The sequence below is a fragment of the Salinibacterium sp. 10G20-15 genome, assembly GCF_057365065.1.
On sequence record NZ_CP195118.1, the window covers coordinates 1,961,252 to 1,973,626 of the forward strand.

General features: G+C 63.2%; 14 protein-coding genes. 8 read left to right on the plus strand and 6 right to left on the minus strand.

Annotation, left to right across the window (positions count from 1 at the left end; translation table 11 throughout):
- Window positions 1–6: 6 nt before the first annotated feature.
- Genes ACR3YK_RS09440 through ACR3YK_RS09450 form a run of 3 tightly spaced genes read left to right on the plus strand, consistent with a single transcriptional unit; the run spans window position 7 to window position 2,932 of the window.
- The gene (locus ACR3YK_RS09440; RefSeq protein WP_486174635.1) at window positions 7–777 is read left to right on the plus strand and encodes a lysophospholipid acyltransferase family protein; all 771 of its coding nucleotides are present in this window, start codon (window positions 7–9) and stop codon (window positions 775–777) included.
- Window position 778: 1 nt separating this feature from the next.
- A complete protein-coding gene (locus ACR3YK_RS09445; protein ID WP_486174636.1) occupies window positions 779–1,810 on the plus strand; it encodes an NAD(P)H-dependent glycerol-3-phosphate dehydrogenase in 1,032 nt (343 codons plus the stop codon).
- 3 nt (window positions 1,811–1,813) lie between these two features.
- The gene (locus ACR3YK_RS09450) at window positions 1,814–2,932 is read left to right on the plus strand and encodes a D-alanine--D-alanine ligase family protein (RefSeq protein WP_486174637.1); all 1,119 of its coding nucleotides are present in this window, start codon (window positions 1,814–1,816) and stop codon (window positions 2,930–2,932) included.
- A 67-nt stretch (window positions 2,933–2,999) separates the two neighbouring features.
- On the opposite strand, the gene ACR3YK_RS09455 is transcribed toward ACR3YK_RS09450, so the two are convergent.
- Entirely contained in the window at window positions 3,000–3,545 is a 546-nt protein-coding gene (locus ACR3YK_RS09455) for a DUF3515 family protein (RefSeq protein WP_486174638.1), read from the minus strand.
- 23 nt (window positions 3,546–3,568) lie between these two features.
- On the opposite strand from ACR3YK_RS09455, the gene thiL reads away from it, so the two are divergent.
- Window positions 3,569–4,561: a thiamine-phosphate kinase gene (gene thiL / locus ACR3YK_RS09460; protein WP_486174639.1), complete on the plus strand. Its 993-nt coding sequence runs from the start codon at window positions 3,569–3,571 to the stop codon at window positions 4,559–4,561.
- Window positions 4,562–4,573: 12 nt separating this feature from the next.
- Here the strand turns inward: thiL and rsmD are convergent, their stop codons facing one another.
- Window positions 4,574–5,146 (minus strand): 16S rRNA (guanine(966)-N(2))-methyltransferase RsmD, encoded by a 573-nt coding sequence (rsmD, locus tag ACR3YK_RS09465; RefSeq protein ID WP_486174640.1) that lies wholly within the window; start codon window positions 5,144–5,146, stop codon window positions 4,574–4,576.
- Between the two features lie 116 nt (window positions 5,147–5,262).
- Between rsmD and ACR3YK_RS09470 the strand changes: the two genes are divergently transcribed.
- The 3 genes from ACR3YK_RS09470 (at window position 5,263) to fgd (ending at window position 8,988) form a co-directional block, all read left to right on the plus strand.
- Window positions 5,263–7,377, plus strand: coding sequence for an ATP-dependent DNA helicase RecG (locus ACR3YK_RS09470; RefSeq protein ID WP_486176401.1), 2,115 nt, complete (start codon window positions 5,263–5,265; stop codon window positions 7,375–7,377).
- A gap of 87 nt (window positions 7,378–7,464) precedes the next feature.
- Window positions 7,465–7,953, plus strand: a complete 489-nt coding sequence (coaD, locus tag ACR3YK_RS09475; RefSeq protein ID WP_486174641.1) for a pantetheine-phosphate adenylyltransferase — start codon at window positions 7,465–7,467, stop codon at window positions 7,951–7,953.
- 18 nt (window positions 7,954–7,971) lie between these two features.
- Window positions 7,972–8,988 carry a glucose-6-phosphate dehydrogenase (coenzyme-F420) gene (gene fgd / locus ACR3YK_RS09480; protein WP_486174642.1) on the plus strand — a complete coding sequence of 339 codons (1,017 nt, stop codon included), beginning with the start codon at window positions 7,972–7,974 and terminating at the stop codon, window positions 8,986–8,988.
- A 111-nt stretch (window positions 8,989–9,099) separates the two neighbouring features.
- Here fgd and ACR3YK_RS09485 read toward each other — a convergent pair whose 3' ends face one another.
- The 4 genes from ACR3YK_RS09485 to ACR3YK_RS09500 form a co-directional block, all read right to left on the minus strand.
- A complete protein-coding gene (locus ACR3YK_RS09485; protein ID WP_486174643.1) occupies window positions 9,100–9,540 on the minus strand; it encodes an Hsp20/alpha crystallin family protein in 441 nt (146 codons plus the stop codon).
- A gap of 152 nt (window positions 9,541–9,692) precedes the next feature.
- Window positions 9,693–9,971 carry a hypothetical protein gene (locus ACR3YK_RS09490; protein ID WP_486174644.1) on the minus strand — a complete coding sequence of 93 codons (279 nt, stop codon included), beginning with the start codon at window positions 9,969–9,971 and terminating at the stop codon, window positions 9,693–9,695.
- Window positions 9,972–10,351: 380 nt separating this feature from the next.
- Window positions 10,352–11,110: an alpha/beta fold hydrolase gene (locus tag ACR3YK_RS09495; protein WP_486174645.1), complete on the minus strand. Its 759-nt coding sequence runs from the start codon at window positions 11,108–11,110 to the stop codon at window positions 10,352–10,354.
- Window positions 11,111–11,117: 7 nt separating this feature from the next.
- The gene (locus tag ACR3YK_RS09500; RefSeq protein WP_486174646.1) at window positions 11,118–11,240 is read right to left on the minus strand and encodes a hypothetical protein; all 123 of its coding nucleotides are present in this window, start codon (window positions 11,238–11,240) and stop codon (window positions 11,118–11,120) included.
- Window positions 11,241–11,349: 109 nt separating this feature from the next.
- Between ACR3YK_RS09500 and ACR3YK_RS09505 the strand changes: the two genes are divergently transcribed.
- Complete coding sequence (locus tag ACR3YK_RS09505) at window positions 11,350–12,363, plus strand: TIGR03557 family F420-dependent LLM class oxidoreductase (protein ID WP_486174647.1); 1,014 nt, start codon at window positions 11,350–11,352, stop codon at window positions 12,361–12,363.
- The last annotated feature ends 12 nt before the right edge of the window (window positions 12,364–12,375 follow it).

Consider the following 12,375-nt stretch of genomic DNA (forward strand, 5'->3'; position numbering starts at 1 on the left):
CCGCCGGTGTCATCCCGCTCACCGCAGCCCAAGCGAGTGAAGTCGGAGAAGACGGCTGCCTTTCGGTTGCTCGCTTTTCTGCTGCTTCCCACCATGACCCTGCTGGCGAGGTTTAAGCTGCATGATGCTCACCACGTGCCCGCAGAGGGCGCGTTCGTGATGTCGCCCAATCATTACAGCAACATCGATCCCGTGGTGATTGGTGTAGGTATGTGGAAGATCGGGCGCATGCCGCGCTACATGGCCAAAGCGTCGCTATTCAAGGTTCCCGTGGTGGGCTGGCTGCTCAAAAAGTCAGGCCAAGTGCCGGTCGAGCGTGTACCTCGTGGACGCCAGAGCGGTGATCCCATGAAAGCCGCTCGTCAGATTGCCGACCAGGGCCTTGCCGTAGTGATCTATCCGGAAGGGTCGCTGACCCGCGAGCCAGACATGTGGCCGATGCGCGGCAAGTACGGTGCCGTGCGCACCGCGCTTGAGGCAGGGATTCCGCTCATTCCCACCGCGAGCTGGGGTGCGCAAGAAATCCTGCCGCGATACTCGAAACGTATTAGTGTTTTTCCTCGTAAGACAATTCACATTCGTTTCGGTGAACCCCTCGATCTTTCTGAGTATGAAGGCAAGCATGTGGATTCGCGTGTGCTCGCTGAAGCAACGGAGAAGCTCATGACTGCCATCACGTCGCTGCTCGAAGAACTGCGACACGAGAGCGCCCCCGCTGTGCGCTACAACCCCGCCGAGCATGGTCAGAGCGAGACCGGCCGATTCGAGAGCAAGTAACGTGATCAACGACAACGCCGAAACACCCGAAAGTCCCCGCCGCGTCGCCGTTCTCGGCGCCGGCTCGTGGGGAACGACGTTCTCCAAGATTCTCGCCGACGGTGGCAACAACGTTGCGCTGTGGGCGCGTCGCCCCGAACTGGCTCGCGAAATCTCGCAGTCCAAACGCAACAGCGACTACCTCCCCGGTATCAACCTGCCGCGCTCGCTCTGGGCCAGCGACAAACTGCATGACGTTCTGGATGGCGCCGAACAGGTGTATCTCTCTGTGCCGGCTCAATCGCTCCGCGAGAACCTGCGCATCGTTCGCGAACTCATCCCGGAAGACGCGATTATTGTCTCGCTCATGAAGGGTGTTGAAAAGGGCACCGGAGCGCGAATGAGTGAAGTGATTCTGCAAGAGTTGGGTGTCGATCCCAACCGGGTGGCCGTGGCATCCGGCCCCAACTTGGCTCTCGAGATTGCCAAGGAGCAGCCGACCGCTGCCGTCATGAGCAGCGCGAGCCTTGAAACGGCAACCGCCGTGGCCGTCACCGCACGCAACAGCTACTTCCGCTCCTTTGTGAACACCGATGTCATCGGCACCGAGTTTGGTGGAGTGCTCAAAAACCTCATCGCTGTTGCCATCGGAATCGTGGATGGGGTCGGCTACGGCGAGAACACCAAGGCCTCGATCATTACGCGCGGTCTCGCCGAAATGACCGACTTTTCGGTCGCTTTTGGGGCTCGCGCTGAGACGCTGGCCGGATTGGCCGGGCTTGGCGACCTCATCGCGACGTGCGAGTCATCGCTCTCGCGTAACAACACTGCCGGCCGTCTGCTGGGTCAGGGCTATAGCTTCTCTGAAGTCATCAAGCAGATGAACCAGACAGCGGAAGGCCTCTCCTCGGTCGCGCCCATTCTCGAACTCGCGCTCTCGAAGGGCGTAGACATGCCGATCGCCAGCCAGGTGGCTGAAGTGTTGGCAGGCACGCTCGCCCCGCGGGATATCGCGCCGCACCTCACCACTGACGACCTTCCTCAAGGGGAGTAAACGATGACGACTCAGCCCACACCAACCGCGAGTGGTCCTGTGACGGTGGTGTTGCTGTTCGGTGGTCGTTCTTCGGAGCACAGCATCAGTTGCGCGACCGCCGGGGGAGTTCTCTCGGCGATCGACCGTGACAAGTACACCGTCATTCCCGTCGGCATCACGCGGGACGGCGCCTTTACGCTTCAGCCCGATCACGCCGAGACTTTCTTGCTCAACCCGGAGGCGATGCCCGAGGTCGTTGACAATGGCACGCGAGTACGCTGGCCAGACTCGGCTGCCTCCCGCGAAATGACGGTGGTGGAGGCCGACGGCAGCGTTCGCAGCTTCGGTGACGTCGACATCGTGTTCCCCATCTTGCACGGCCCCTTCGGCGAAGACGGCACCGTTCAGGGCCTCATCGAGCTCTCGGGATTGCCCTACGTCGGCAACGGCGTACTCGCCTCTGCCATGGGCATGAATAAGCACTTCACGAAGCTCGCGCTCGAGGCCGCCGGTGTTGCCGTTGCACCGTGGGTGACCGTGTCGGCGCTCGACTGGCAGCGAACTCCGGATGTGTGGCGCAAGCGCGCCTCCAGCCTCGGGTTCCCTGTCTTCGTGAAGCCCGCGCGCGCAGGTTCCTCAGTGGGCGTGACTAAGGTTTCCAGCCCCGAAGAACTCGATGCTGCCTTCGCTGCCGCCTTTGCGGAAGACTCCACCGCGCTCGTCGAACAGGCGATGACCGGGCGCGAGATCGAGTGCGGAGTGCTTGCGGGCCGTAATGGCGGCCAGACGCGGGTGAGCGTCGCGGGTGAGATCGTGGTCACCGGCCGCGACTTCTATGACTTTGAAGCGAAGTATCTCGATGTGGCCGCCGCGGAACTCATCTGCCCCGCGCCGCTGCGCGATGGCGAACTTTGGCAAATGCAGCGCACGGCGGCCCGTGCTTTCGAATCGATCGGCGGGGCAGGGCTTGCCCGCGTTGACTTCTTCTTCGACGGCTCTGAGTTCGTGGTGAACGAGATCAACACGCTGCCGGGCTTCACGCCGATTTCTATGTTCCCCAAGTGCTGGGCAGCGAGCGGAATGAGTTACCCCGAGCTGATCAACGAACTCATAGAGCTGGGGCTCGAAACCGCTCGCTAGCTCGCTCTAGCGAAGACGTGTGATCCCCGCAGGCTGTGCGCCTATCGCGCCTATCGCGCCCAACGGGCTACTCGGGCGACTCGGGCGACTCTGTCTCGCTCGGCGCAGGAGTGTCTGAGAGGGCGACGCAGAAGCGTTCGGCGGGAATCTGGCTGACCGCTCCCGCGACATCGCTGAGCGCCTCGAAGCCAGAGACCTCGTCGCCGTCGATATCGGGGTCACCATCGCTGTCGACGATCACCTGGACCGCGGGATCGCGACCGTACGACGTGAAGACATAGTTGGGGGCGTCGCTATCGTCGCGCAACCAATCGATGCCGTCTTCGGGGGCTGTGACGCAGGCAAGTTCGGCCGTAGGAGCGGGTACTGCAACGCCGCAGCGCAGCAGGATGGTGGCGGGTTCGCCCCACGCGCCCGTGCCCTGAGCGTTGGTCTCGCGCTTGTCGAGCCCCGCGACAGTATCGGGCAGCCGCACAATGACGTCGGCGCAGGAGGGGTTACCGGCGTCATCGCCGGGCTCAAGCGGCACGATCGCCGCGCATCCGCCCAGTGTCGCCAGCAAAGGAACCATCGCGAGCAGGGCGATCAGGGGAGTGCGGGTCGTCGTTCTCATCGCCTTCAGGCTACCGTGAGTTCATGACGATTGACCGCGAGAGCGAGACCCCTGACACTCTCGGTGGCGTGGGCGAACTTGCTGCCCTGAAGCGCATTTTTCCGCGCCTGCCCTCTGCCGCCGGCGAGCTCATTGGCCCCGGCGACGATGCTGCCGTGTTGGCGGCGCCTGACAAGCGCGTCGTGATTACAACGGACATGATGATCCACGGCCCCGATTTTCGGATGGCGTGGTCGAGCCCGTACGACCTCGGCTGGAAAGCGGCGGCCACGAACCTCTCAGATGTCGCCGCGATGGGGGCGGTGCCCACCGGCCTGGTCGTCGCGATTGCTGCGCCCAATGACACCCCGGTCTCCTCGCTTGAAGCGATTGCCGATGGACTGCGCGAAGGCTGCGAGTCGCTTGCCGCCGGTAGCGGAGTCATTGGTGGCGACCTTTCGGTGTCGACCGTGCTCACGATTGTCATCACCGCTTTCGGCGATCTTGAGGGACGCGCTCCCGTACTGCGCTCGGGGGCCCGCGTCGGCGATGTGATCGCTGTTTCCGGCACGCTGGGTCTCGCGGCTGAAGGACTCCGATTGCTGTTCACCGAAGGTGTCGTTGACGGGGAACCGGATGCTGCCGCCGCGGCTACACTCGCGACCCAGCATCCCGACGCCATCGCCGCCCAACTCAGGCCAGCGCCTCCCATCGCGGACGGCAAAGCCGCCGCGCTTGGGGGAGCCACGTCAATGCTCGACCTCAGCGACGGGCTCGCGATTGATGCGCGCCGCATTGCGACGGCTAGCGGAGTGGGACTCGACCTGTCATCCGAAGCGGTGGGTGGTCGAGTGCAACTCGATGGTGGCGAAGATCACTCGCTGTTGGCGACGTTCCCCGAGGGGGCAACGTTGCCGGCAGGTTTTCGGGCGATCGGTCGCGTGGTCGAGGGGGAAGGGCTTCTCGTCGATGGTGCTGCGTACACCGAGCGTGGTGGCTGGGACCCGTATGCCGGGTGGGATGGCGCGGCGGGGTAGCGCTCGTTCGAATTAGGCCTCGCTGGGCTGAACCCAGTACAGCGTGGTGTCGCCGTAGTCTTTGCGGCGGTCGAGTTCGAGACCGGCGGGCCACTCGGGCTCGGGGTCGCGTGAACTGCGTTCGACGATCACGAGGGCGTCAGGGCTCAGCTGCGGTGCGAGCAATGCGAGAGCATCGTCGAGTTCGGCATTGCCGAGTTCATACGGCGGGTCGATAAAGACGAGATCCCACTGATCGCCGGATGTCTCCAAAAAGGTGTGCACGGCACGAGCGGCGGTGAGAATGATTGGTCTTGAACCGCGCGGAGCCTTCGCGGCGATGAGCGTGGCGTTCTTGCGGCACGTGTCGGCGGCGCGCGGATTCTTCTCCACTAGGGTTACGTGCGGTGCTCCGCGGGAGGCGGATTCGAGACCCAGGGCTCCCGAACCGGCATAGAGGTCGAGCACGCGGGCGCCGTCGATGGCGTCGCGAGCCTCAAGCGCGGAGAAGATCGCTTCGCGCAGGCGGTCGCTCGTGGGGCGCGTGCCCGCGCTGGGAACGGCAATCGTAAGGGAGCCGGCGTAGCCGGCGATTATGCGTGTCATGGCCTTTCGAGCCTAGCCGTCTGAAGAACGCCAGTGGTCACCGGTACTCTTCTAGAGTGACCTCGCCCCTTGATCAAAAGCTCAGCGCTGTGCTGGGTGGGCGCACTGCTACTTCCATGCAGCGCGGCCTTGGTTTACTCACTGTGGGCGACCTCATGACGCACTATCCGCGACGGTATGCGCGGCGCGGTGAACTCACCGCTCTGGCCGAATTGCCGCTCGATGAAGCGGTCACGATCGTGGCCGAGGTGCGCGAGGTGCGTAATCGCCCCATGCGCAACAAGCGCGGTTCGATTCTTGAGGTGTCGATCAGCGATGGCACGGGCATCCTGACCCTCACGTTCTTCAATCAGGCGTGGCGGGCCAACGAGCTCCTTCCTGGCGTTCGCGGAATCTTTGCCGGCAAGGTCGGGCAATACCGTGGCACGCGCCAACTGGCGCACCCCGATTACGAACTTTTCGACCGCGACGCTCTTGAGTTGAAGAAGCCCGAGCAGGCTAAGGGGTGGGCAGAGCAGCCGATCCCGATTTACCCCGCAACTTCCACTGTCGCGAGTTGGCAGATTCAGAAAGCGGTCGAGGTCGTGCTCGACACGCTTGGCCCGCTCGAAGACCCGGTTCCGGATGCCGTGCGCCGCGAACGCGAACTACTGCGGTATTCGCAGGCGCTTGAGCTCGTGCACCGCCCCAAGGTCGACTCCGATTGGCGCAGCGCTCGCGACACCCTACGCTTTCACGAAGCTTTCGTGCTGCAGTCCGCTCTCGTGCAGCAGCGCCAGAAGCAACGGGAGTCAGCGGCGGTTGCACGCACCGCTGGCTCCCTGCTCGAAGGCTTCGATGCTGCGTTGCCGTTTACGCTCACGGGCGACCAGCAGTCCGTCGGCGAGCAGATCTTCCACGACCTTGCCGAGCCTGTGCCGATGAATCGCCTGGTGCAGGGTGAAGTTGGTTCCGGTAAGACGCTCGTCGCGCTGCGTGCGATGTTGGCTGTTGCGCAATCAGGTGGCCAGTCAGCGTTGCTGGCACCCACCGAAGTGCTCGCTCATCAACACTTTCGGTCGATCGTACGAACGCTGGGTCCCGATCTCGCGGCCGAATTGCGCCCTACCCTCATCACCGGCCAATTGCCCACGGCAGAACGCAAGAAGGCCCTGTTGGCGACCGTTTCGGGTGCGTCGCGCATCGTTATCGGTACGCACGCACTCTTGGGCGATGCGGTCAGCTTCGTCGATCTCGGTCTCGTCGTCGTCGACGAGCAGCACCGCTTCGGTGTCGACCAGCGCGAGGCTCTGCGGCTCAAGGGCGCCACGCCGCCCCACGTTCTTGTCCTTACCGCAACGCCGATCCCGCGCACCGTCGCGATGACGGTCTTCGGTGACCTCGACATTTCATCCATCGCCGAGTTGCCTGCCGGTCGTCAACCGATCAGCAGTCACGTCGTGCCGCTGGCCGAGAAGCCCGGCTGGGTGTCACGCGTCTGGCAACGGTTGGCCGAAGAGCTGGCTATCGGGCGGCAGGGCTTCGTCGTGTGCCCCGCGATTGATGCCAAGACAGAAGAGCCCGGCAGTGAGCCCGCTTCGCAAGCGACCGACGATCCGGATGCCGGACCGCCGCGACCCATCGCCAACGTCACTGAAGTGCTGGCGTCGCTGCGCAACAACGAGGTTCTCGCGGGTAAGCGGATCGAGGCGCTGCACGGCAAGCTCTCGAGCGACGAGAAAGACGAGCTCATGCGCTCGTTTGCTGCCGGCGATATCGATGTGCTCGTCGCGACGACCGTGATCGAGGTGGGCGTCGACGTGCCCAACGCTTCCGTGATGGTCGTTCTCGATGCTGACCGCTTCGGGGTTTCCCAACTGCACCAGCTGCGCGGTCGTGTCGGCCGTGGTGGCGTCCCCGGCCTGTGCCTGTTTGTGACAGCAGCCGAGGGGGAGTCGTTGGCTCGCGAGCGTGTCGAGGCTGTGGCATCCACTCTCGATGGTTTCGAACTCGCGAACAAAGACTTGGAGCTGCGTCGTGAAGGTGATGTGCTCGGCGGAGTGCAGTCGGGCGGGCGTTCGAGCCTCAAGCTGCTGCGCGTGGCCAACGATGGGCAACTGATCACGGAGGCTCGCGAGGCGGCGCAGAGTGTTCTCGTCGCCGACCCGACTCTTGCTGAGCATCCGGCGCTTGCCGATGCATTGAAGCGTCGCCTTGATGAGAGCGCCGAAGCCTTCTTGGGTAAGAACTAGCTCACCGAAAGCGAACTTCGGTAAAACAAGTTCCCCGCACAGCGAACTCCCACGTAGGGGAACGGGCTCAGCCACTATCGTTGAAGCATGAGTCGGATCGCTGTCGTTCCCGGGTCCTTTGACCCTGTCACCCTGGGCCACCTGGACGTGATTGAGCGGGCAGCAAAAACCTTTGACGAAGTGCACGTTCTTGTCGTGCACAACCCCGGCAAGACGGCGCTTCTGCCTATAGCCCAGCGCGTCTCACTCATCGAGCAGGCGGTGGCGGATGCCCGGCTTGCCGGCAACATCCGCATCACGAGTTGGAGCATGGGGTTGCTCGTCGACTACTGCACCGAGGTTGGTGCGAGCGTCATCGTGAAGGGCATCCGGTCTCAAGTGGATGTCGCCTACGAAACGCCTATGGCGATCGTCAACCGTGACCTCGCGGCCGTCGAAACCATCTTTATGCTGCCGAATCCCGCGCACGCGCACGTCTCCAGCTCGCTCGTTCGCCAGGTTGCGGCGCTCGGCGGAGATGTTGCGCCGTATGTTCCTCGGGTGGTTTCTGAGTTTTTGCAAGCGCCGCGCGACTAACACCGGCACAATGGGTCTATGACTCTCACTCTCGGATACAAAGCGTCAGCCGAACAATTTGCCCCGCGTGAACTCGTAGAGATTGCGGTGGCGGCCGAAGCTCACGGCATGGAGAGTGTTGCGGTCAGCGACCACTTCCAGCCGTGGCGTCACGAGGGCGGTCATGCGCCGTTCTCGCTGAGCTGGATGGCAGCGGTCGGTGAGCGCACGAGCACGATCCGTATCGGCACGAGCGTGATGACTCCGACTTTCCGTTACAACCCCGCCGTGCTCGCTCAGGCCTTCGCCACGATGGGGTGCCTGTACCCGGGGCGCATCATGCTCGGGGTGGGAACGGGCGAGGCACTCAACGAGATCGCCACCGGATTCCGCGGTGCCGGTGAGCAAGACTGGCCCGAGTTCAAGGAACGCTTCGCTCGCTTGCGTGAATCGGTTCGCCTCATGCGCGAACTGTGGACCTCAGACCGCGTGTCGTTCGAGGGAGAGTACTACTCCACTCACGGTGCGAGCATTTATGACCGCCCCGACCAGCCCATCCCGATCTACATCGCCGCCGGTGGCCCCATGGTGGCACGCTACGCCGGCCGTGCCGGTGACGGTTTCATTTGCACGTCGGGCAAGGGCATGGAGCTCTACAACGACGCGCTGATCCCCGGCGTGAAGGAGGGTGCAGCCAAGGTCGATCGCAAGTTCGAAGACATCGACCGGATGATCGAGATCAAGCTCTCGTACGACACCGATGCTGAGCTCGCGCTCGAAAACACCCGTTTCTGGGCTCCGCTTGCGCTCTCCAAAGAGCAAAAGCACGACATCACCGACCCCATCGAGATGGAGCGTGCCGCTGACGCTCTGCCGATCGAACAGATCGCGTCGCGGTGGATCGTGGGCAACGACCCCGACAAGATCGTCGAAGCGATTCGACCATACGTGGAGGCCGGCCTCAACCACCTCGTATTCCACGCGCCCGGTGGCGACCAGCGTCGCTTCCTCGAACTTTTCGAGCGCGATATCGCTCCGCGACTGCGGGCGTTGTAGGGCCTAGGGCGCGAGACGCGCACACGGTTTAATTGACGATGGGCGGATGCGTGAAGCATCCGCCCATCGTTGTTGTGCCGGCAATCAACTCCGCCGGCTACAGCATGCCGTCTAGCTCGTGACAGCGACTTTCTCGGTCGATCGAGCCTGGTTGGCGGAGTTAGTGCTGACCTCGATCTTGCGAGGTTTTGCCTTCTCCGACACTGGGATGATCACGCTGAGTACACCGTTGTCGTAGCTGGCACTGATGTTGTCGCGGTCGATGCCCGCACCGATGCTGAACTGGCGAAGGTAGGAACCGTAGCGGCGCTCCTGCGAGAGCCATTTGGCTCCTTCGCGCTCGCCAGCGGTGCGCTCGGCGCGAATGGTGAGGAGCTGACCGTCAACGTCAACGTCAACGGAGCCGGGATCGACGCCCGGAAGGTCGGCGGTGAGAACGTACTCGTCAGCCTGGCGGTAGAGATCCACGGGCATGGGCTGGGTGCCGACGCGGGACTGGGCAGCGGAGGTGAGCCTGTCGAGTTCGGCAAAAGGATCAAATGACAGTGTCATGGGAAACCCCTTTCTCAAAGTTGAGTCACCGTGACTCAACAATCAAAAATTAGCACTCTCGCCCCGAGAGTGCCAAGTCGTTTTGCTCAAAGTTCGCTGACAACGAAACGACCGCCGCCGGAGAGCTGCGGCGACGGTCGAATACGTGGTTCTCATCGGATGATGAGCCGCGGATATTTCTGCTCAGTGCGAGCACGGGCCAGCGCCACACGCTCGCGGCGGAGCTGGTGTTGAGCCCGCAGTTCAGCCGACGCGAGCAGTCGAGCGCGGTGCGGCCGGCGGCTCCACGTGATGAGAGCGACGCCGAGATGCAGAGCAAGACGGTCGATGACTCCCACACGACGTGCTGCCGCAGGGCGCGGCTCGTCGACGGGACGAGGTTCGGGCGGATGGTCACGGCGGTCTTTCGGAGCCGCCAGAGTTGCGTTCATGAGGTGTCTTTCGTGAAAAAAGTGGATGCGGAAGGTGCGCACAATTGCGCTGTTTCAGGTGGCGACCCAACGGCATCCCACAGTGATCGCGAGTCGCTGAAGAAGGGAAGACCATCGAGAGGCGAACGCACCCATGAAGGGGGTGCAGACTCGTCAGTCGTCGCAGTCTCGCGATGATCGAGTTGGGTCGTGTGCTCCGTGAGCGCCGCCACCGTCAGAACCGGTGAGCGGAGAGCGCTAACCGGTTAGGCGGTGAGGGTGCCGACGGAGCCGGCGGTCGTGGGGTTCTTCGTAATGGTGAAAACAAACACGCGAGGCTCCTTTCAATAGTTGGCGTTTGCTCAGTGTAAGGCGGGCAGTCGCTGACGGCAAGACCCGATTTAGGTGCGATGCAAAGCCGTGATGATGGCCTCCGAGAGCTCAGCCGGTTTCGTGAACTGCGGCCAGTGCCCGGTGGGGAGGTCTACGAGTTCGAGGTCGGTGAGCTGAGCGAGTTCGGTCGCGAAGGGTGCACCCTCGCTCATCCACTCTCGCACTTGCTCGGAAGGGAACTCGCAACAGATTACGGTGGCGGGCACGCTGAAGCGCGCCGGCGTGGAGAGCGATTGCGGGGTGGTTGCGATCAGTGCTGGCTGGGGGATCGCAATTTCTTGAAACCACGTGCGCAGTTCGTCGGTCAGGTCAACGAGGTCTTCATCGTCGAAGATGCTCCAGTCAGGCAGTGGGATCTCACCGTCAACGGTCGGCAGTTCGGTGTTGATGGGCATGCCGTTCGGCAGTGGCACGGTGTCGACGTGCACGATTCTGGCCAAGCACGTGGGCCGGGCATCCGCTACCGCGTGGGCAATGGGGCCACCGCCGCTATGGGCAACGAGGGCAATGCGGGGCGTCGGTCGCTCGTCTTCGTCGTCGTTTCCGTTCTCGCTGCCGTCGGCCTCGACATGAGTGAGGGCGTCAACCACCGCGACCACCGCCGCGATGTGGTCGGCCAGGGTTACCGTCGCGCGGTTGGTGTCACGGCGTCGCAAGCCAGGGAGGGTGAGCGGATGCGCGGTGTGGCCAGCATCTCGAAGAGCGCGGGTTACCGGAGCCCACGAGTCTCCGTCGAGCCAGAATCCGGGGATGAGAATGACGTGCATCGGCGGGCTAGCGTCGCTGGTCGATCAGGACCTGGTCGATCGGTCGCTCGAGGTTTCGTCGCTTGTGGAGCTCAAAGGACGCAGCACGGTATTTCACGGTGAGACTGACAGAAAACGCGCCGAGCTTCATGCTGACTCCTCATTGAGTAGACCGCCATTATCCGCCCGCGAGCGTGCCAACTCAACGGTTGCGCGAATGGTGGGCCCACTTGGGGCACCATAACCGCCACAATAGACGGATGCCCGTGACTGTTGCTGCCCCCCATATCGGCTATGCCGCCATGCTCGAACGGTTTCACCCGCGCGAGGTGATGGGCTTTGCGCAGCATGCAGAAACGCGGGGCTTTCGCGGGGTCATGGCCGCCGACCACTATCAGCCGTGGGTGCCACAGCAGGGGCAAGCATCGTTCGTGTGGAACGTGCTGAGCGGTCTCGGCGAAACCACGACGGGCGATCTCGGTACGGGCGTTACCGCGCCGACGTTCCGCTGGCATCCCGCGATGGTCGCCCAGGCCTCCGCCACCCTTGCCGCCATGAACCCGGGCCGTCACTGGTTAGGGCTCGGCAGTGGCGAAGCGATCAACGAACACATCGTCGGTCAGTATTGGCCCGAAGCCCCCGAACGCATCAACCGGATGTTCGAAGCCGTCGAGATCATCAAAAAGCTCTTCGCCTCGGGGCTCGCGAACAAAGACGTTCGCCACGAAGGCCAGTTCTACCGCCTCGAGTCGACGCGACTCTGGACAATGCCCGAAGTCGCCCCCGAAATCTTGGTTGCGACAGCCGGCCCGGTCGCGGCGAAGCGCGCCGGAAAGACCGTCGACGGCCTCATCACCGAAGCGGCACCGCTCGAGAAGATCGATATGTTGCTTGCGCGCTTCGCCGAAGGTGCCCGCGAGGCAGGGCGCAGCCGAGAAAGCCAGAGCCGCGTGCTGCGGCTGCACTTGAGCTGGGCCGAAACAGATGAGCAGGCCATGCGCAACGCGCTCACCGAATGGCCGAACGGCGGACTGCGGTTCGCCAAGAACGACATCCGCTCGCCGTTCGAGCTTGAACAGCTTGCCCGCATGGTGCGACCAGAGGACTTCGAGGGGCGGATGCCCGTAAGCGCCGATCCCGACGTGCACCGTGCCTACATTCAGAGCTACCTCGACGCCGGGTTTGATCGCATCTACCTGCACAACGTGGGTCGCAATCAGCGGGAATTCTTGGATGTCTTTGGCCGCGCCGTGCTTCCCGCACTGCGCAAGTAGGAGAGCGCACGA